A 19,540-nucleotide genomic window follows, 5' to 3' on the forward strand; every position below is an offset into this window, starting at 1 on the left:
GGCGGACCGCGGGGGGCAGCGCGCATGGGGTGGATCGGGGCGGGCCGGGAGGCCAAGGACGCCGAGTTCCTGGAACTCGTCGCAGGCCGCACCGGCCACCTGTACCGCTCGGCCTGCCTGCTCACCAGCGGTGACACCCACTACGCCGAGGACCTCGTCCAGGAGGCCCTCGGGCGGATGTACGTGCTCTGGCGGCGCAGCGCCTTCACCGGCGGCCGGGACCGGATCGCCAACCCGGCGGCCTACACCCACACCGTCATGGTGCGCACGTTCCTCGCCCAGCAGCGCCGACGCTCCAGCGGCGAGCGCCCCACCGACGCCCTTCCGGAGGCGGCGGGGCAGGACACCGACAGCAGCCTGCGGCTGACCCTCCTCGACGCACTCGGCCGGATGCCGCCCAAGGACCGCGCCGTCCTGGTGCTGCGCTACTGGGAGGACCGCAGCGTCGAGGAGACCGCCGACGTGATGCGGGTGTCCTCCGGCGCCGTCCGGACCCGCACCACCCGGGCGCTGGCCCGGCTGCGCACCCTGCTCGGCGACTCACTGGGCGAGCTCGCCACCCGCTGAGGGCGGTGGCGGTCGGTGGCCCTCCCGGGGCGACGTGGCGGTCGGTGGCCCTCCCTTTCAAATACTGCCCGTGACGCAAGGAGACGGTGAACACCCATGCCCGAGCCGGACAAGTTCGAGGACGATCTTCTCTACGCCCTCACCCGTACGGGTGAAGGCTTCCGCACCGAGCAGGCCGAGCTGGTCGCGGGCGGCTACCAGTGCGGGCGCCGCCGCTGGCGCCGCCGCTCGACCGCCGCCGTGGTGGGCGGCGCGGCCGCGCTGGCCCTGGTGGGCACCGGCGCGGTGTACCTGGCCGGTGCTCCGGGGGCGAAGGGCGCGGGCACCGTGGCCGCGGCCTCCGCCCCGACGGCCGCCGCCGGCAGTGGCAGCGGAAGTCCTGCGGCCACGCCGACGACGGCGGGGTCCTCGGCCCCGACCGTGATCAGCGGTGACGAGGTGCTGGCGACCTTCCGGGCCCTGCTGCCCAAGGGCGAGACCACCGACGCGAAGGGCCGCGGCACCGACGACGACAAGGCGAACGGCACCTTCGTCGGGGCGGACGTGGTCTTCGACGACGGCCAGGGCAAGTCGCTGGTCGAGATCGGCATCCAGAAGCACCGGCCCGGTCAGGGGCAGCCGCGCAGCTGCCCGACGGACTTCAAGCTCGCCCGGGTCGACTCCTGCGCCGTCACCACCCTGGCGGACGGCTCCCAGCTGATGCTCGAGCAGGGGTACGAGTACTCGGACAACCGGGCCGACACCAAGGAGTGGAGCGCCTCGCTGGTCGGTCCGGACGGCCGGGAGATCAACGTGAGCGAGTGGAACGCGCCTCAGGAGAAGGGCGCGCCGGACAGCCGCCCGACCCCGCCGCTCACCCTCGACCAGCTGAAGGCGATCGTCGTCGACAAGTCCTGGGACCGGGTCGTGGCGGCGGTCAAGTTCGACGGCATCGACGTGACGGCGGTCGACCCGGGCCTGTCGCTGGCGGACCGGGAGGCCGCCCTGGCCGGGCTGCTGCCCGCCGGGGTGACCGTGACCGGCCGCACCGGCAGCCCGCTGGTGGCCACCTTCCAGCTCGCGCAGGGCCAGACCACCGGCTCGGTGGTGCTGCGGGTGGAGAACTGGGCGAAGTCCGTGGACAACCCGGGGCAGCAGGCGTTCAAGGACGCGCTCACCCTGCCCGACGGCAACAAGGTGCTCACCAGGGGCGGCCCGGACACCAAGGAGAAGATGCCGCTGACGGTGAACGTCCTGCACCCGGACGGCACCGAGGTCATGGTCGCCCAGGGCCCGACCGGGAAGCCGCTGCTCACCCTGGAGCAGCTGAAGGCGATCGCCACCGGCGCCGTGTGGAAGGCCAAGAAGTAGCACTGGCCCGGAAGTAGCACTGTCCCGGAAGTAGCGGTGGTTCAGAAGTAGGTGGCGGCCTGAACGCGGCGGTGCCCCGGGCTGGGGGAGGCCCGGGGCACCCCTGTGTGGGGGAGGGGTGGGGGTCAGTCCTGCTGGTCCTCGGGGAGGCTGATCACCCAGCGGGTGTCCTGCCGGGGGCGCAGGTAGAACAGCCAGTAGAGGGTGGCGGCGGCGGTGATGCCGCCGGTCCACAGCAGGGGCTCGGTGTCCAGCTGGGTCATCACGTAGACCAGGACGGCGACCAGGACGACCGGGACGGCCGGCCACAGCGGCATCCGCCAGGCGGCGGCGTGCTTGTGGTGGCCGCGGCGGGAGAGCAGCGCGGCGATCGCGACCAGCAGGTACATCCCGGTGACGGCGACGCCGGTGATGTTGCTCAGCAGCTCGCCCTTGACGAAGCAGAGGGCGGCGCCGGGCAGGCCGACGGCCAGGGTGGCGACCCAGGGGGAGCCGAAGCGGCCGAGGGTGCCGAAGGCCTTGTTGACCGGCTCCGGCCAGGCCTTGTCGCGGGCGGAGGCGAACAGCACCCGGGAGTTCTGGATGACCATGACGATGCCGGCGTTGATGATGGCCAGCGCGACGCAGAGGCTGATGAAGGTGCCGACCGCGGAGTTGCTCCAGGCGGTGACCATGCCGGAGATGTCGCCGGAGGTCAGGGTCTGCAGGTCGGGGGCGCCCATGGTGATGGCGACGACCGGGATCAGGATGACGGCGGAGGAGATGCCGAGCGTCCACAGCACGGTGCGCGAGACGTTGCGGCGGGGGTTCTCCAGCTCCTCGGACAGGTAGACGGCGGTGGAGAAGCCCTGGGTGATGAAGAGGGCGATGCCGAGCGCGCCGACGATGGCGCCCACGCTCACCGTGGTGGTGGCGCCGTTGTCCCCGGCGACCACGCCGTGCAGCAGGCTGGGGGCGTGGCTGTTGGTGTGGGCGAAGCCGAGCACCGAGACCACGCCGGCCGCGATGACCTCGAGGACCAGGAAGATGCCGGTGATCCAGGCGTTGGCGCGCAGGTCGAGCAGGCCGGCCAGGGTGGCGGCCAGCATCACGGCGGCGCCGGCTATGGCCTTGTCCACGTGCAGGACGGGGGCGAGGTAGTCGGCGGTGCCGAGTGCGATGACCGAGGGGACGATCATCACCACGATCAGGGAGAGCACGAAGACCAGCCAGCCCGCCAGCCGTCCAGCCAGGGTGCCGACCATCGCGTACTCGCCGCCGGCGCTGGGGATCAGGGTGCCGAGCTCGGAGTAGCAGAACGCGACGGCGACGCAGAGCACGGTGCCGATGGCGATGGCCAGGGCGGTGGCGCTGCCGATGCTGGAGAACAGTTCCGGCACGATCACGAAGAGCGTCGACGCCGGGGTGACGCACGACAGCGTGAGCAGTGTTCCGCCCACGACGCCGATCGAACGCTTGAGCTGCTGGGGCGCGGCTGCCCCGGCCGCCGATGCGGCTACGGTCTGTGGCGGGCGAAGCGTGTCGGTCATGTGGCTTCCGATCGGCTCTGTGCGGTCTTTGGGGTGGGAGCGGTATCGCCTCCGCTGGCTGGTTGCTCGGGTCCTGGTCCAGTCGCTCCCGGGCCGCAATGGAACCTTGGGCGTATTGATCGCGTCAACGTCGGAACTGCTTCGGAATCCGTTGCGGCGGAGGGCATAAACATGCGATCCGATGATCACGTTCAGTCATTGCGCGCTATGTCCGACTTGTTACCTTGGCCCCAACGCGATTGAATCGAAGGTAAACAAAGCGTTGAGGGCTGAGATTCAAAGGCCTGGATCCGGGTGAACGGCAATACGCCCAGGCGCCTCTCAAAGGCGCGGCAACGCCCCGGCCGGGTGCGGGAACCGCAGCACCCGCCCGGAAAGATCTAGGTAACGTTTCAGCACCTGGGACGCCGAAGGGGTCGGACTCCTGTGAGTCCGACCCCTTCGATCACCGTCCGTGACGGCCGTCGTGGCTACACCACCGGCAGCCAGCCCGTCTGGACCATCTGCCCGGCGGTCGCGCGGCGTGACACGTACACCCCGCGGCCCGGCGGCAGTGCCTGCGGCTTGACCGTCCCCAGCAGCGCGCCCTCGTCCCGGTTCCCGGAGAGGATCACGCCCTGGCCGCCCAGCTCGCGCATCCGCTGCATCACCGGCTCGTACAGCGAGCGCCCCGCGCCGCCCGCGCTGCGGGCCACGATCACCCGCAGGCCGATGTCCCGGGCGAACGGCAGGAACTCGGCCAGCGGCGCCAGCGGGTTGCCCGAGCTGGTGGCGACCAGCTCGTAGTCGTCGACGATCACGAACATGTCCTTGCCGCTGTACCAGCTGCGGTTGCGCAGCTGCTCGGCGGTCACGTCCGGGCCGGGCAGCCGGCGGGAACAGGCCCCGCGGAGCATGTCCACGATGGCCGTCATGGCGGGCTGAGCGGCCGCGTACTCGACCAGGTACTCCGGCGGCACCGTGCCCAGCAGCGCGCGCCGGTAGTCGCCGACCACGATGCCCGCCTGGTCCGGCGAGTAGCGCTCGGTGATCTGCTTGATCAGCATCCGTAGTACCGCCGACTTCCCGGACTCGGTGTCGCCGAACACGATGAACAGCGGGTCGGTCTCGAAGTTGACGAAGGTCGGCGCCAGCTCCGCCTCGTCCACGGCGAAGGCCACGCCGCGCTCCGGGTGCTCGAAGCCCTTCGGCAGCGAGTTCCCGTCCAGGACGGCCGGCAGCATCCGCACCTGCGGGGCGCGCGGCCCGGACCAGGCCCCGTCGATCGCGCCGACCAGCCCGGCCACGCCGTCCTGCAGGTCGTCGACGCTGGAGGAGCCGTCCAGGCGCGGCAGGCCGGACAGGAAGTGCAGCCGCTCCGGGGTGACGCCGCGACCGGCCTGCGGCGGGACGTTCTGCGCCACCCGGCGGTCCACCTCGGACTCCATCGCGTCACCGAGCTTCAGCTCGGTGCGGTTCTGCAGCAGGTCCTTCAGCGCCGGGCGGACCTCCGCGTACCGGGCCGCGGTGATGATCAGGTGGACGCCGTAGCCGAGGCCGCGCTGGGCGATGTCGCCGATCACCGGCTCCAGGCCCTCGAACTCCTGCTTGAAGGTGTTCCAGCCGTCGATCGCCAGGAACACGTCGCCGAAGGCCTCGTCCGGCAGCTGCCCGGCCGCCCGGCGGGCCCGGTACGTGCCGATGGTGTCGATCCCGGCGACCCGGAACAGCTCCTCGCGGCGGTTCATCACCCCGTGCACCTCGGAGACCATCCGACGCACCTTGTCCACGTCCAGGCGCCCGGCCACGCCGCCGACGTGCGGCAGCCCGGCCAGTGACTGGAAGCTGCCCGCCCCGAAGTCCAGCAGGTAGAACTGCACCTCGAGCGGGGTGTGGGTGAGGGCGAACGAGGTCACCGCGGTGCGCACCACGGTCGACTTGCCCGAGCGCGGGCCGCCCACGATCAGGCCGTGGCCGGCCGCCCCGGCGTAGTCGACCTCCAGGATGTCCGTCTTCTGCTCGCGCGGCTTGTCCACGATGCCGATCGGCGCCCGCAGCCGGCCCACCGGGTAGCCGGGGGCGGTCAGCCCGCGCTCCGGCGCGACCTGCAGCGGCGGCAGCAGGTGGTCCATGCTCGGCGCCTCCTCCAGCGGCGGCAGCCACACCTGGTGCGCGGCCGGGCCCTGGCCGGCCATCCGCTGGACGAACACGTCCAGCACGGTGTCCACCAGCGCGTCGTCCTGCTCGGGTACCTGCGGCGCCTCCTCCTCCACCGGGTCCGGCAGCTCCACGAAGGCCGCGGTGAACTCCACCGGGTGGGCGGCGACCCGCCGCCCGCCGGTCGACCGCTGCTGCCCCGGCGCCCGGTACGGCCCCGAGACGTAGGCGGCCTTGAACCGGTCCATCACGTCCTCGCCGAACTTGAGGTAGCCGACGCCCGGCACCGGCGGCAGGTGGTAGGCGTCCGGCACGCCGATCGCCGCCCGCGACTCGGCCGCCGAGAAGGTACGCAGACCGATCCGGTACGAGAGGTAGGTGTCCAGGCCGCGCAGCTTGCCCTCCTCGAGGCGCTGCGAGGCCAGCAGCAGGTGCACGCCCAGCGACCGGCCGATCCGGCCGATCTGGATGAACATCTCGATGAAGTCCGGCTTGGCGCTGAGGAGCTCGGAGAACTCGTCGATGATCAGCACCAGCGAGGGCAGCGGGTCCAGCGCCGCACCGGCCGCCCGGGCCCGCTCGTACTCGTGGATGTTGGCGTAGTTGCCGGCCGAGCGCAGCAGTTCCTGGCGGCGGTGCAGCTCTCCCTCGATCGCGTCGCGCATGCGGTCGACCAGGGTGAGCTCGCCCTCCAGGTTGGTGATCACCGCGGAGGTGTGCGGCATGTCCGCCATGCCGGAGAAGGTCGCACCGCCCTTGAAGTCGGCGAGGACGAAGTTCAGGATCTCCGAGGAGTGCGTCATCGCGAGCGCGAGCACCAGGGTGCGCAGCAGCTCCGACTTGCCGGAACCGGTCGCGCCCACGCACAGGCCGTGCGGGCCCATGCCCTCCAGCGCGGCTTCCTTGATGTCCAGGTAGACGTGCTCGCCGTTGGCGCCGACGCCGATCGGCACCCGCATCCGCTCGTGCTGGGCGCGCTGGCGCCAGCTGCGGTTCACGTCGAAGGAGCCCGGGTCGCCCGAGCTCATCATGTCGGTGAAGTCCAGGTTGGACAGCAGCGGCTCGTCGTCCCCGCCGGCCGAGATCCGGTACGGCGCCAACTGCCGCGCCAGCGCCTCGGACTGCCACACCGAGAGCAGGTCCGGCTTGCCGGTGTACGTCGCGCCGGAGGCCGAACGCAGCACCAGCTCCTCGGAGTTGACCGTCACCATCAGGTGCCCGCTGGGCTCGTCGACCTCGCCCGGGACCACCTCGATGACCGTCACGCCCTGGACGCCCTCCGGGCTCGCCAGCAGCGAGTCGTGCGGCACCCCGGCGCCGTCCATGACGACCACCAGGTGCGGCTGGTCCGCCGCGGGCGCCGCGTCCCGGACGAAGCGCTGGCGCCCGGCCAGCTCGTCCTGCAGCAGGACCTCCAGGTCACCCAGGTCGGTGGCGAACAGCCGGCGCGAGCCCGCGCCGTCGGCCTCCTTGCGGTGCTGGTTGTGCGGGAGCCACTTGGTCCACTCCCACTCCTCGGCCGCGCCGGGCGCCGCCGCGACGGCCACCATCAGGTCGTCCGGCGAGTGCAGGGTGGTCAACTGGGAGAGCATCGCGCGCACGTTGCCGTACACCGAGTCCGGGTCTCCGCACACCGTGATGTGGTAGAACGCCCGCAGCGACACCGCCAGCGGCAGGTCCTGCAGGGTGCCGTGCGCCTTCAGGAAGGAGTGCATGGCGGCCGCCGAAAGCGGCTCCAGCTCGTCCATCGGCGCGGTCTGCGGCGCCACCAGCGGCGTGGACAGCTGCACCGGCCCGAGGCCGACCCGGATCTGCGCGAAGTCGCCGTCCCCGGTGCGCCGCTCCCACAGTCGCCGCCCGTCCTCGACGATCGACCACAGCTGGTCCGGCGCCGGGTTCAGGAACAGCAGCGCGCCGCGCTGGCGCTCCGCCGTGCGACGCACCTGGCGGCGCGTCTGCTGCAGGTACTTGAGGTAGTCGCGCCGCTCGTCCGCCATCGCGGTCGAGCCGCCCTTGCGGGCCCGCACGATCTGGGCCAGCGCCATGCCGACCGTCGAGACGATCATCAGACCGCCCATGATCTTCATCGGGGCGGCCGCGCCGGGCGAGAAGAAGAACACCGCCGACCCGCCCATGCCGAGCATCGGCAGGATGCTCATCAGCCAGTCCTCGCCGCCCTGCCGGGGCAGTTCGGGTGGGCTCACCAGCTCCACCGGCTCGTCCGGCACGGTGGGCGGATACGCCCTTGCCGGTCGCTTGACCGTGATCACACCCATGTGTCATCCACCCCGCGGCGTCGATCGATCACTTCGGCATCAGCCCTCACGCGACTGCGTACGGTCCGTACGGGAATCCGGCGGCTGAGGACGCCCCACACAGCGCAGCCCCCGTACCTTCGCGCAGGCGCCGATCCTAACGGTCGCCCCCGCACCGCCCGCCAGGCCCCGGTCACCTGTCGAACGGGTAGGGTAACGCCGCGCCAACTCGCGGCCCGGCCGGGCCGGTTCCACAGCCACACCGAGCGCCGCCGTGCCTCGGCACCGTCAACAAGGGGGAGCGCCAAGTGCGTCGAAGGATCGAGGCGGGAGCATGAGCAACGCTGCCGCGACCGGCTACTGCCGGGTGACGGTCGTCGCCCCGGACCGCCGGATCGACGTCGCCCTGCCCGAGGACATCCCGCTCGCGGACGTCTACCCCGAGGTGCTGCGCCTGGCCAACCAGAGCCAGCCCGACGGCACCCCCACCGGCTTCCACCTGGTCCGCCGCGACGGCACCGTCCTCGACAGCGGACTGCCGCTGGCCGCCCAGCAGGTCCGCGACGGCGACCTGCTCGCGCTGCGCCCCTTCGCCGAGTCCCTCCCGCCGGCCGTCTACGACGACGTCGCCGACGCCATCGCCAGCGCCGTCGAGGCCGACCGCCGGTTCTGGACCGCCGAGCTGATGCGCGGCTTCGGCCTGATCGGCGCCGGGGTGCTGCTCACCCTGCTCGGCTTCGCACTCTGGTTCTCCGACCTGCGCCACGACATGCACGGCCTGCCCGGCGTCCTGGCCGGTGTCACCGCCGTCGTGCTCACCGCGCTGGCCGGCGTGCGCGCCCGGGTCTACCAGGACGCCCACGCCGCCCTCGCCCTCGGCCTCGGCGCGCTGCCGCACGCCATGATCGGCGGCAGCGGCCTCATCGCCGTCGCCCACCCGTGGGACGGCCCCGGCCGGATCCAGTTCCTGGCGGGCTGCGTCGCCGTCCTGGTGGTCGCCGTGCTGCTGGTCGGCCTGCTGCCGGAGAAGGACGCGGTGTTCGTCGCCGCCGCCCTGGTCGCCGCCGCCGGCGCGCTCGCCACCTTCGCCGCCGTCCTGATGCCCGGGACCCCGGCCGGACACATCGCCGCCGTCACCGGTGTCGCCGCCGTCGCCGTGGTCGGCTTCCTGCCCGGCCTCTCCGCCCGCTTCGCCCGGCTGCCGGTCGGCTTCAGCGCCCCCGGCCAGACCCGCACCCGCAGCCGCGACTACGACGAGGAGGCCGAGCGCGCCGAGGCCGTCCAGTACGAGAAGATCGCCCACCAGGCCCGCCGCGGCCACGAGGTGCTGGTCGGCCTGGTCGGCGGCTGCGCCGCGGTCGTGGTCGGCGCCTGCGCCGTCCTCGGCTTCACCGACGAGACCTTCCCCGAGCTGCTCGCGCTCGCCCTGGGCCTGGCCACCATGCTGCGCGCCCGGCTGTTCCGCTACACCGCGCAGGTCCTCAGCCTCACCGTGGCCGGTCTGCTCGGTCTGTGTCTGCTGATCGTCGGGTTGTCCCTGCACACCCCGCAGTTCTTCCTGCGGGTGGCCGGCTCCACCACCCAGCTCGACCTGCGCACCATCTGGCTGGCGATTTCCATCGCCTTCGGGGCCGCGCTTCTCGTCGCGATCTCCCTGGTGGTGCCCCGGCTCGGCGTCTCCCCGTTCTGGGGGCGCATCCTGGACCTGGTGGACAGTCTCACCCTGATCTCGCTCGTCCCGCTGGCGCTGGCCGTCCTGGACATCTACCGGCTGGTCCGCGGCGCCACCGGCTGACCCGCCCGGCCCGCTCCGTGCCGCCCACCGGCCCCGCGAACCGACCGGATGGGCGGCACTGGTACGCTTGGCCTTCGAGCGCAGCCGTGTGTCCGCCGCCCCGTCGTGGGCTGCAGAGCGGCGGCCGCGCTCACGGCACCGAGTTCTCGCAGAGTTCCTGTGTTGTCGACCAGGACCGCTCGGTACACCCAAAGGAGTTGCAGTGGCTCTCGCCTCTGACGTCAAGAAGCAGATCATCGCCGAGTTCGGCCAGAAGGAGGGGGACACCGGTTCCCCCGAGGTTCAGGTGGCCATGCTCTCCCGTCGCATCTCGGACCTGACCGAGCACCTGAAGGCGCACAAGCACGACCACCACTCGCGTCGTGGCCTGCTGATCCTGGTCGGCCAGCGCCGCCGCCTGCTGCAGTACCTGGCCAAGAAGGACATCGAGCGCTTCCGTACGCTCGTCGACCGCCTGGGCATCCGCCGCGGTGCCGCCGGCGGCGCCCGCTAAGACCGCCGCTCGGGGCGGCTCCCCACACCGGGGAGCCGCCCCTCGCGCGTATGCCGCGGCCCTTCGGCCGCGGCGCCCGGCCATAACAACTCGCGCGCACCTCCCCGGGTGCCCGAGGATTGCACCGTAGGGTTGTGGGCATGCCGGGTGATGGCGCACCAGCGCGCCACCCGGGCAGACGAACCCGAACCCCCCCCGCGGGCCGAAGGCTTCAAACGGAAGCCGCCCGCATCCGAGAGAGCGTCCAGACGCGAACCGCCCGCCCCGGCCCGGCAGCCGTGAGGCGCCGGTCCTCGGTAGTGGCCGTCGGAACCCCCGCAGACCGAGCGGGGCACTCCGGAGGCTTCGATCGAAGACCGGCCCGACTGCCGCCCTCCCTGACGAGGGCCCGGGCCGACCCCGAGGCAGTGCGCGGGGACGCTCTCCCGGAAACGTACGAAAGAGGAGATCTTCCAGGTGGAAGAGAACGTGTTCTACGCCGAGGCCGTGATCGACAACGGTTCCTTCGGCACCCGTACCATCCGCTTCGAGACGGGCCGCCTGGCCCGTCAGGCCGCCGGCTCCGTCGTGGCCTACCTGGACGACGACACCATGGTGCTGTCGGCCACCAGCGCGTCCAAGCAGCCGAAGGAGCACTTCGACTTCTTCCCGCTGACCGTGGACGTCGAGGAGCGGATGTACGCCGCGGGCCGCATCCCCGGCTCGTTCTTCCGTCGCGAGGGCCGGCCCTCCGAGGACGCGATCCTCACCTGCCGCCTGATCGACCGCCCGCTGCGCCCGTCCTTCGTCAAGGGCCTGCGCAACGAGGTCCAGGTCGTCTGCACCGTGATGGCGCTCAACCCCGACCACCTGTACGACGTGGTCGCGATCAACGCCGCCTCCGCCTCCACCCAGCTGGCGGGCCTGCCGTTCTCCGGCCCGATCGGTGGCGTGCGCGTCGCGCTGATCAACGGCCAGTGGGTGGCCTTCCCGACCCACAGCGAGCTTGAGTCGGCCGTCTTCGACATGGTCGTCGCCGGTCGCGCCCTGCCGGACGGCGACGTCGCGATCATGATGGTCGAGGCCGAGGCCACCGACAAGACCATCAAGCTGGTCGAGGGCGGCGCCGAGGCGCCGACCGAGGAGGTCGTCGCGGCCGGTCTGGACGCCGCGAAGCCGTTCATCAAGGTCCTCTGCGCCGCGCAGGCCCAGCTGGCCGCCCAGGCCGCCAAGCCGACCGGCGAGTTCCCGGTCTTCCTGGACTACCAGGACGACGTCCTCGCCGCGCTGACCGCCGCCGTCAAGGACGAGCTCGCCCAGGCCCTCACCATCCCGGGCAAGCAGGAGCGCAACAACGAGCTGGACCGCGTCAAGGCGCTGGCCGCCGAGAAGCTGCTCCCCGAGTTCGAGGGCCGCGAGAAGGAGATCAGCGCCGCCTACAACGCGCTGACCAAGAAGATCGTCCGCGAGCGCGTCATCACGGACAAGGTCCGCATCGACGGCCGTGGCGTCACCGACATCCGCACCCTGGCCGCCGAGGTCGAGGCCATCCCGCGGGTGCACGGCTCGGCCCTGTTCGAGCGCGGCGAGACCCAGATCCTGGGTGTCACCACGCTGAACATGCTGCGCATGGAGCAGCAGCTGGACACGCTCTCCCCGGAGACGCGCCGCCGCTACATGCACAACTACAACTTCCCGCCGTACTCCGTGGGCGAGACCGGCCGCGTGGGCGCCCCCAAGCGCCGCGAGATCGGCCACGGCGCGCTGGCCGAGCGGGCCATCCTGCCCGTGCTGCCCTCCCGCGAGGACTTCCCGTACGCCATCCGTCAGGTGTCCGAGGCGCTCAGCTCCAACGGCTCCACCTCGATGGGCTCGGTCTGCGCCTCGACCATGTCGCTGCTGAACGCCGGTGTGCCGCTGAAGGCCGCCGTCGCCGGCATCGCCATGGGCCTGATCTCCCAGGAGATCGACGGTGAGACCCACTACGTCACGCTGACCGACATCCTCGGTGCCGAGGACGCGTACGGCGACATGGACTTCAAGGTCGCCGGTACCCGCAACTTCATCACCGCCCTCCAGCTGGACACCAAGCTGAACGGCATCCCGGCGTCGGTGCTCGCCGCCGCGCTGAAGCAGGCCAAGGACGCCCGCCTGCACATCCTCGACGTGATGAACGAGGCCATCGACTCCCCGGACGAGATGTCCCCGAACGCGCCGCGCATCATCACCATCAAGATCCCGGTGGACAAGATCGGTGAGGTCATCGGCCCCAAGGGCAAGATGATCAACCAGATCCAGGAGGACACCGGCGCCGAGATCACGATCGAGGACGACGGCACCATCTACATCGGTGCCGCCGACGGCCCGGCCGCCGAGGCCGCCCGCACCACGATCAACCAGATCGCCAACCCGACCATGCCGGAGGTCGGCGAGCGCTACCTGGGCACCGTGGTCAAGACCACGACCTTCGGCGCGTTCGTGTCGCTGATGCCGGGCAAGGACGGCCTGCTGCACATCTCGCAGATCCGCAAGCTGGCCGGCGGCAAGCGCGTGGAGAACGTCGAGGACGTTCTCGGCGTCGGCGCCAAGGTGCAGGTCGAGATCGCCGAGATCGACCCGCGCGGCAAGCTCTCGCTGATCCCGGTCGTCGAGGGCGAGGAAGGCGGCGAGGCCGCTTCCGAGTGAAGCGCCGCTAGCTGACCCCTGCGGCCCGTACGCCTCGCGGCGTGCGGGCCGCACCCCGTTGTCCACGCTTTCGTCCGTACGTGCCTTCGCCACGTGCGTTTCCTCTGGAGGTACCCCCCGTGGCGCAGGCCCCGGCGGTAAAGCAGCGTCCCGGCACCACCCGGACCCTGCTCAAGGGCGTCGACGGCGCCGGCACGGTGCGCCGCACCGTCCTCCCCGGCGGCCTGCGGGTCGTCACCGAGACCCTGCCGACGGTGCGCTCCGCGACCTTCGGCATCTGGGTCGGCGTCGGCTCGCGGGACGAGACCCCGCAGCTCAACGGCGCTACCCACTACCTGGAGCACCTGCTCTTCAAGGGCACCGAGCGGCGCAGCGCGCTGGACATCTCGGCGGCCCTGGACGCGGTCGGCGGCGAGATGAACGCCTTCACCGCGAAGGAGAACACCTGCTACTACGCCCGGGTCCTGGACACCGACCTGCCGCTGGCCATCGACGTGGTCTGCGACATGCTCACCGGCTCGCTGATCCGCACCGAGGACGTGGAGGCCGAGCGCGGCGTCATCCTCGAGGAGATGGCGATGGCCGAGGACGACCCGGGCGACGTGGTGCACGACCTGTTCGCCAAGGTGATCTTCGGCAGCGGCCCGCTCGGCCGCCCGATCCTCGGCACCCAGGAGACCATCAAGACGCTCACCCGGGACCAGATCGCCGGGTTCTACCACCGCCGCTACCGCCCCGAGCACCTGGTCGTCTCGGCGGCCGGCAACCTCGACCACCGCAAGGTGGTCAAGCAGGTCGAGCAGGCCTTCGCCCCGGTGCTGGCCCGCTCCACCGCGGCCCCCGCCGAGGCCCGTCGCGGCGTCAAGGCGCTGCGGACGGCCGGCAAGGTCGAGGTGCTCAACCGCTCCACCGAGCAGGCCCACCTGGTGCTGGGCGTGCCCGGCGTGCCGCGGCACGACGAGCGCCGCTGGGCGATGGGCGTGCTCAACGCGGCCCTGGGCGGCGGGATGAGCTCCCGGCTGTTCCAGGAGGTCCGCGAGAAGCGCGGCCTGGCGTACTCGGTCTACTCGTACTCCTCGTCGTACGCGGACAGCGGCCTGTTCGGCATCTACGCCGGCTGCCAGCCCAAGCGGGTCGAGGAGGTGCTGCGGATCTGCCGCACCGAGCTGGCCAAGGTGGTCGCCGAGGGCATCACCGAGGAGGAGCTGCAGCGCGCGATCGGGCAGATCTCCGGCTCCACCGTGCTCGGCATGGAGGACACCGGTTCGCTGATGAACCGGATCGGCAAGGCCGAGCTCAGTTACGGGCACCACCTGTCGGTGGACGAGATGCTGGAGCGGATCGCGGAGGTGACCCTGGAGGACGTCCACGAGGTCGCCCGTGATGTGCTGGGCGCGTACCGGCCGTCGCTGGCGCTGATCGGCCCGGTCAACGACAAGCGGGCCGCCAAGCTCGCCGATCTGCTGGTGTGAGAGGACGTTTCCCCATGACGCTGCGTGTCGCCGTGATCGGCGCCAAGGGCCGGATCGGCTCCGAGGCGGTCAAGGCCGTCGAGGCCGCTCCGGACCTGGACCTGGTGGCCACCCTCGGCCGCGGGTCGAAGCTGGAGGAGCTGACCGAGGCCGGGGCGCAGGTCGTCGTCGAGCTGACCCACCCGGACTCGGTGATGGGCAACCTCGACTACTGCCTGCGGCACGGCATCCACGTGGTCACCGGCACCACCGGCTGGACGGACGAGCGGCTCGCCACCGTCCGCGGCCGGCTGGACCAGGCCCCGGAGCTCGGCCTGCTGATCGCGCCGAACTTCTCCATCGGCGCGATCCTCGGCATGAAGTTCTCCCAGATCGCCGCCCGGTACTTCGAGTCGGTCGAGGTGGTCGAGCTGCACCACGACCGCAAGGCCGACGCCCCCAGCGGCACCGCCACCCGGACGGCGCAGCTGATCGCGGCCGCCCGGGCCGAGGCCGGCCGCCCGCCGCAGCAGGACCCGACCACCCACAGCCTGCCCGGCGCGCGCGGCGCGGACGTGGACGGGGTGCCGGTGCACGCCGTCCGGCTGCGCGGCCTGCTGGCCCACCAGCAGGTGATGTTCGGCGACACCGGCGAGACGCTCACCATCCGGCACGACTCGCTGCACCACAGCAGCTTCATGCCGGGGATCCTGCTGGGCGTGCGCAAGGTCGTCGAGACGCCGGGGCTGACCTTCGGCCTCGAGCACTTCCTGGACCTGTGACCGTGGTGACTTCCAGGAGCGTGTCATGACCTCCCGTACCGGCTTCTTCGCCCTGTCCGGCGTGCTGCTGCTGGTCGCCCTGCTCTGCGTGGGGGAGGGCGTCCAGCTGATCGCCACCGGCAAGCCGCTCGGCATCGGCATCGGCGTCTGCGCCTTCGTCATCCCGGTGATCGGCGTCTGGTTCCTGCGTCAGACCGTCCGCTTCGGGCGGGACAGCGAGCGGCTCGCCCGCGAGCTGGAGGCCGAGGGCGGCCTGCCGGTGGACGAGCTGAAGCGCAGTACGGGCGGGCGGATCGACCGGGCCTCGGCCGACGCGGTCTTCGCCCGCCGCCAGGAGGAGGCGGAGGTCGCGCCGGGCGACTGGCGGGTCTGGTTCCGCCTCGCGGTGGCCTACGCCGACGCCGGTGACACCCCGCGCGCCCGCAAGACCATGCAGCACGCCATCAAGCTGCACAGCACCGAACCCGCAAGGAGCAACGCGTGAGCGACGAACCGACGGCCCCCAGCTTCCGCAGCGACGTGACGGTGGAGCTGGTCCGCAGCGCCGCCGCCGACTCGGACGTCATCTGGGCGGCCCGTGTCTCGACCGCGGGGGAGCAGTCCCTGGAGGCGCTCTCGCAGGACCCGGAGAAGTCCAAGGGTCTGATCAACTTCCTGATGCGCGACCGGCACGGCACGCCCTTCGAGCACAACTCGATGACCTTCTTCATCAGCGCGCCCATCTTCGTGTTCCGGGAGTTCCACCGGCACCGCAGCGGCTGGTCGTACAACGAGGAGTCCGGCCGCTACCGCGAGCTGCAGCCGGTCTTCTACGTCCCGGCCGAGGAGCGCAAGCTGGTCCAGGAAGGCCGCCCGGGCAAGTACGAGTTCACCGAGGGCACGCCCGAGCAGCACAAGACCACCACCGAGGCGATGGAGGCCGCGTACCGCGAGTCCTACGCCCGCTACCAGGAGATGCTGGCGGCCGGGGTGGCCCGCGAGGTGGCCCGCGCGGTGCTGCCGGTCGGCCTGTTCTCCTCGATGTACGCGACCTGCAACTCGCGTTCGCTGATGCACTTCCTGTCGCTGCGGACCAGGCGGGAGAACTCGGCGGTGCCGTCGTTCCCGCAGCGCGAGATCGAGATGGTCGCCGAGCAGATGGAGGAGCAGTGGGCGCGGCTCATGCCGCTCACCCATGCGGCCTTCGAGAAGCACGGCCGAGTCGCCCCCTGACCTGGGACGACAGGCATATGGGCTGAGTGTCTGGCATGTCTGGATTGCGGCTTTTCTAGCCGCTCCCTACATTCGTGAGCACGGATTCCGGTGCTGGCCGAACCCCCGAGCGGGCAGCACCGGAATCCCACTTCACCGCCTGTTTCCACCGCTCATCGCCGCTGCCCCCTGTCCGAACCCTGGACCGGTGTGGATACCGCCCCACCGCCTACGAGTAGTTTTGGACACATGGCTCCGACCTCCACCCCCCAGACGCCGTTCGGCCGGGTCCTGACCGCGATGGTCACCCCGTTCACCGCCGACGGCGGACTCGACCTCGACGGCGCCCAGCGCCTCGCCACGCACCTCGTCGACTCCGGGAACGACGGCCTCGTCGTCAACGGCACCACCGGTGAGTCCCCGACCACCAGCGATGCCGAGAAGGCCCGACTGGTCCGCGCCGTGGTGGAGGCGGTCGGGGATCGCGCCCACGTGGTGGCCGGCGTCGGCACCAACGACACCCACCACAGCATCGAGCTGGCCCGGCAGGCGCAGGCCGCCGGCGCGCACGGCCTGCTGGCCGTCACGCCGTACTACAGCAAGCCCCCGCAGGAGGGCCTGTACCGGCACACTGTCGCCCTCGCCGACGCCACCGAGCTGCCGGTCATGCTGTACGACATCCCGGGCCGCAGCGCGGTGGCGCTGAGCCACGAGACGCTGGTCCGCCTCGGCGAGCACCCCCGGATCGTCGCCAACAAGGACGCCAAGGGCGACCTCGGCGCCGCGTCCTGGGCGATCGCCCGCTCCGACCTGGCCTGGTACTCCGGCGACGACATCCTGAACCTGCCGCTGCTGTCCGTCGGCGCCGTCGGCGTGGTCAGCGTCGTCGGGCACGTCGTGGCCGGCGAGCTGCGCGCGATGGTCGACGCCTACCTGGCGGGCGATGTGGTCAAGGCCACCAGCGTCCACCAGCGCCTGCTGCCGGTGTTCAGCGGTATGTTCCGCACCCAGGGCGTGATCCTGACCAAGGCCGCCCTGGAGCTCCAAGGCCTGCCGGCCGGCCCGCTGCGGCTGCCGCTGATCGGCGCGACGCCCGAGGAGATCGCGAAATTGAAGCAGGATCTCGCCGCCGGCGGGGTACACCTGTAGCAGACACAGACGTGCGCGCCCCGGCTCGCCGGACCTCCCCGGGTCCGTCGCTGGACCGGACCGAAGGCGCGAGTGCACACACCCGGACCCAGTAGGAAACGACACTGAGTACGCACGCCATATGTCTCCAGGGGAGGACCCCGGGCATATGGCGTGCGTCGTGAGGAGAGTCTTTTGAGCCACCCGCATCCTGAGCTCGGCGCGCCCCCGGCCCTGAAGGAGGGCGCCCTCCGTATCACTCCGCTTGGCGGCCTCGGCGAGATCGGCCGCAACATGACGGTCCTCGAGTACGGGGACCGCATCCTGATCATCGACTGCGGCGTCCTCTTCCCCGAGGACGAGCAGCCCGGCGTGGACCTGATCCTCCCGGACTTCAGCTACATCCGGGACCGCCTCGACAAGGTCGACGGCATCGTCCTCACCCACGGCCACGAGGACCACATCGGCGCCGTCCCGTTCCTCCTGCGGGAGAACCCGGACATCCCGCTGATCGGCTCCAAGCTGACCCTGGCCCTGATCGAGGCCAAGCTCGCCGAGCACCGGATCCGCCCGTACGTGCTGGAGGTCAAGGAGGGCGAGCGCGAGCGCATCGGCCCCTTCGACTGCGAGTTCATCGCGGTCAACCACTCCATCCCGGACGCCCTCGCCGTGGCCGTCCGCACCCCCGCCGGCATGGTCGTGGCCACCGGTGACTTCAAGATGGACCAGCTGCCGCTCGACGGCCGCCTCACCGACCTGCCGACCTTCGCCAAGCTGGCGGAGGAGGGCATGGACCTGCTGCTGGTGGACTCCACCAACGCCGAGGTCCCCGGCTTCATCCCGCACGAGCGCGACATCTCGGCGGCGCTGCGAAACGTTTTCGCGAACGCCGACAAGCGGATCATCGTCGCCTCCTTCGCCAGCCACGTGCACCGCATCCAGCAGGTCCTGGACGCCGCGCACGAGTACAAGCGCAAGGTCGCCTTCGTCGGCCGCTCGATGGTCCGCAACATGGGCATCGCCCGCGACCTCGGCTACCTGAAGGTCCCCGGCAACATGGTCGTGGACGTCAAGCAGCTGGACGACCTGCCGGACAAGGAGGTCGTGCTGATCTGCACCGGTTCGCAGGGCGAGCCGATGGCCGCGCTGTCCCGGATGGCCAACCGCGACCACCAGATCCGCATCGTCGAGGGCGACACCGTCGTCCTGGCGTCCTCCCTGATCCCGGGCAACGAGAACGCCGTCTACCGGGTGATCAACGGCCTGACCCGCTGGGGCGCCAAGGTCGTGCACAAGGGCAACGCCAAGGTGCACGTCTCCGGCCACGCCTCGGCCGGCGAGCTGCTCTACTTCTTCAACATCTGCAAGCCGCGCAACCTGATGCCGGTCCACGGCGAGTGGCGCCACCTGCGCGCGGCCGCCGAGCTGGGCGTCGCCACCGGGGTGCCGCGCAACCGCGTGGTCATCGCCGAGGACGGCGTCTGCGTCGACCTGGAGGGCGGCGTCGCCCGGATCGTCGGCAAGGTGCAGGCCGGGTACGTCTACGTGGACGGTGCCTCGGTCGGCGACATCAGCGAGGCCTCGCTCAAGGACCGCAAGATCCTCGGCGAGGAGGGCTTCATCTCGGTCTTCGTCGCAGTCGACTCGACCAACGGCAAGATGGTCGGCGGCCCGACCATTCAGGCCCGCGGCTCCGGCATCGACGACAACGCGTTCGTCCCGGTCGTCGCCAAGCTCCAGGAAGCCCTGGACCGTTCGGCGAGCGACGGGGTGCTGGAGCCCCGCCAGGTGCAGCAGCTGGTCCGCCGGACCATCGGTAAGTGGGTCGCGGACAACTACCGCCGCCGGCCGATGATCCTGCCGGTCGTGGTCGAGGTCTGACGCTCGCTCGTCGAGCCCTGACGCTCGTTCGTCCCCGGCCGAGGTCGGTTTGACGTGGGGCGGCCCGGTGCGTAGTGTTCTCCGGGTTGCCCCACGGGACGGCCCCTCGGAAACTGGCTCGAATCTGAATTCGAGAACAACCGGGGAAAACGGCCCGAGAAACTCTGGTAGAGTTCGGGAGCGCCGAAAGGCAAAAAGCCGATTGGATGAAAGAAACTCCGGAAAACGGAGCGGAAAACATCTGATAAGCTGGAAACACGAAAGAACGAAGCCCGGAGGGTCCGCTGGAAGGCGGTCCGAAGGAAGCGTCCGTTCCTT

13 protein-coding genes are annotated in these 19,540 nt (G+C 71.1%); 11 read left to right on the plus strand and 2 right to left on the minus strand.

From position 1 onward, the window contains the following. Nucleotides 1–24 precede the first annotated feature (24 nt). Nucleotides 25–567 carry a SigE family RNA polymerase sigma factor gene (locus ACZ52R_RS36975; RefSeq protein WP_360505270.1) on the plus strand — a complete coding sequence of 181 codons (543 nt, stop codon included), beginning with the start codon at nt 25–27 and terminating at the stop codon, nt 565–567. Between the two features lie 96 nt (nt 568–663). Next, complete coding sequence (locus ACZ52R_RS36980) at nt 664–1,917, plus strand: hypothetical protein (RefSeq protein WP_465754998.1); 1,254 nt, start codon at nt 664–666, stop codon at nt 1,915–1,917. Between the two features lie 125 nt (nt 1,918–2,042). Here the strand turns inward: ACZ52R_RS36980 and ACZ52R_RS36985 are convergent, their stop codons facing one another. Both ACZ52R_RS36985 and eccCa read right to left on the minus strand, forming a co-directional pair. Further along, on the minus strand, nt 2,043–3,446 hold the full coding sequence (locus ACZ52R_RS36985; RefSeq protein ID WP_465625220.1) for an APC family permease: 1,404 nt from the start codon (nt 3,444–3,446) through the stop codon (nt 2,043–2,045). Nucleotides 3,447–3,916: 470 nt separating this feature from the next. After that, nucleotides 3,917–7,858, minus strand: a complete 3,942-nt coding sequence (gene eccCa, locus ACZ52R_RS36990) for a type VII secretion protein EccCa (protein ID WP_465625218.1) — start codon at nt 7,856–7,858, stop codon at nt 3,917–3,919. A 313-nt stretch (nt 7,859–8,171) separates the two neighbouring features. Between eccCa and eccD the strand changes: the two genes are divergently transcribed. The 9 genes from eccD to ACZ52R_RS37035 all read left to right on the plus strand — a co-directional run bounded on the left by eccD (nt 8,172) and on the right by ACZ52R_RS37035 (nt 19,222). Continuing rightward, entirely contained in the window at nt 8,172–9,632 is a 1,461-nt protein-coding gene (gene eccD / locus ACZ52R_RS36995; RefSeq protein ID WP_465625216.1) for a type VII secretion integral membrane protein EccD, read from the plus strand. A gap of 202 nt (nt 9,633–9,834) precedes the next feature. After that, nucleotides 9,835–10,125, plus strand: a complete 291-nt coding sequence (rpsO, locus tag ACZ52R_RS37000; RefSeq protein ID WP_148645116.1) for a 30S ribosomal protein S15 — start codon at nt 9,835–9,837, stop codon at nt 10,123–10,125. Between the two features lie 456 nt (nt 10,126–10,581). Then, the gene (locus tag ACZ52R_RS37005; RefSeq protein ID WP_360505260.1) at nt 10,582–12,789 is read left to right on the plus strand and encodes a polyribonucleotide nucleotidyltransferase; all 2,208 of its coding nucleotides are present in this window, start codon (nt 10,582–10,584) and stop codon (nt 12,787–12,789) included. A gap of 119 nt (nt 12,790–12,908) precedes the next feature. After that, nucleotides 12,909–14,261, plus strand: coding sequence for a M16 family metallopeptidase (locus ACZ52R_RS37010; RefSeq protein WP_360505258.1), 1,353 nt, complete (start codon nt 12,909–12,911; stop codon nt 14,259–14,261). A 14-nt stretch (nt 14,262–14,275) separates the two neighbouring features. Further along, nucleotides 14,276–15,022 carry a 4-hydroxy-tetrahydrodipicolinate reductase gene (gene dapB, locus ACZ52R_RS37015; protein WP_360505256.1) on the plus strand — a complete coding sequence of 249 codons (747 nt, stop codon included), beginning with the start codon at nt 14,276–14,278 and terminating at the stop codon, nt 15,020–15,022. A 25-nt stretch (nt 15,023–15,047) separates the two neighbouring features. Next, nucleotides 15,048–15,506 carry a tetratricopeptide repeat protein gene (locus ACZ52R_RS37020; RefSeq protein WP_360505254.1) on the plus strand — a complete coding sequence of 153 codons (459 nt, stop codon included), beginning with the start codon at nt 15,048–15,050 and terminating at the stop codon, nt 15,504–15,506. Continuing rightward, nucleotides 15,503–16,234 carry an FAD-dependent thymidylate synthase gene (gene thyX / locus ACZ52R_RS37025; protein WP_360505252.1) on the plus strand — a complete coding sequence of 244 codons (732 nt, stop codon included), beginning with the start codon at nt 15,503–15,505 and terminating at the stop codon, nt 16,232–16,234. Before ACZ52R_RS37020 ends, thyX begins: the two co-directional genes overlap by 4 nt. A 228-nt stretch (nt 16,235–16,462) precedes the next feature. Beyond that, the gene (gene dapA / locus ACZ52R_RS37030) at nt 16,463–17,362 is read left to right on the plus strand and encodes a 4-hydroxy-tetrahydrodipicolinate synthase (protein ID WP_465754999.1); all 900 of its coding nucleotides are present in this window, start codon (nt 16,463–16,465) and stop codon (nt 17,360–17,362) included. Between the two features lie 174 nt (nt 17,363–17,536). Further along, nucleotides 17,537–19,222 (plus strand): ribonuclease J, encoded by a 1,686-nt coding sequence (locus ACZ52R_RS37035; protein ID WP_360505248.1) that lies wholly within the window; start codon nt 17,537–17,539, stop codon nt 19,220–19,222. Nucleotides 19,223–19,540 lie beyond the last annotated feature (318 nt).

The sequence above is a fragment of the Kitasatospora sp. NPDC034023 genome (genome assembly GCF_055575795.1).

Excerpts from the sequence above, each read along its gene's own strand:
- eccCa (WP_465625218.1), bottom strand. The coding sequence starts at position 7,858 with ATGGGTGTGATCACGGTCAAGCGACCGGCAAGGGCGTATCCGCCCACC.
- dapA (WP_465754999.1), top strand. The coding sequence starts at position 16,463 with ATGGCTCCGACCTCCACCCCCCAGACGCCGTTCGGCCGGGTCCTGACC.
- ACZ52R_RS37020 (WP_360505254.1), top strand. The coding sequence starts at position 15,048 with ATGACCTCCCGTACCGGCTTCTTCGCCCTGTCCGGCGTGCTGCTGCTG.
- ACZ52R_RS36975 (WP_360505270.1), top strand. The coding sequence starts at position 25 with ATGGGGTGGATCGGGGCGGGCCGGGAGGCCAAGGACGCCGAGTTCCTG.
- dapB (WP_360505256.1), top strand. The coding sequence starts at position 14,276 with ATGACGCTGCGTGTCGCCGTGATCGGCGCCAAGGGCCGGATCGGCTCC.
- eccD (WP_465625216.1), top strand. The coding sequence starts at position 8,172 with ATGAGCAACGCTGCCGCGACCGGCTACTGCCGGGTGACGGTCGTCGCC.
- ACZ52R_RS36980 (WP_465754998.1), top strand. The coding sequence starts at position 664 with ATGCCCGAGCCGGACAAGTTCGAGGACGATCTTCTCTACGCCCTCACC.
- ACZ52R_RS36985 (WP_465625220.1), bottom strand. The coding sequence starts at position 3,446 with ATGACCGACACGCTTCGCCCGCCACAGACCGTAGCCGCATCGGCGGCC.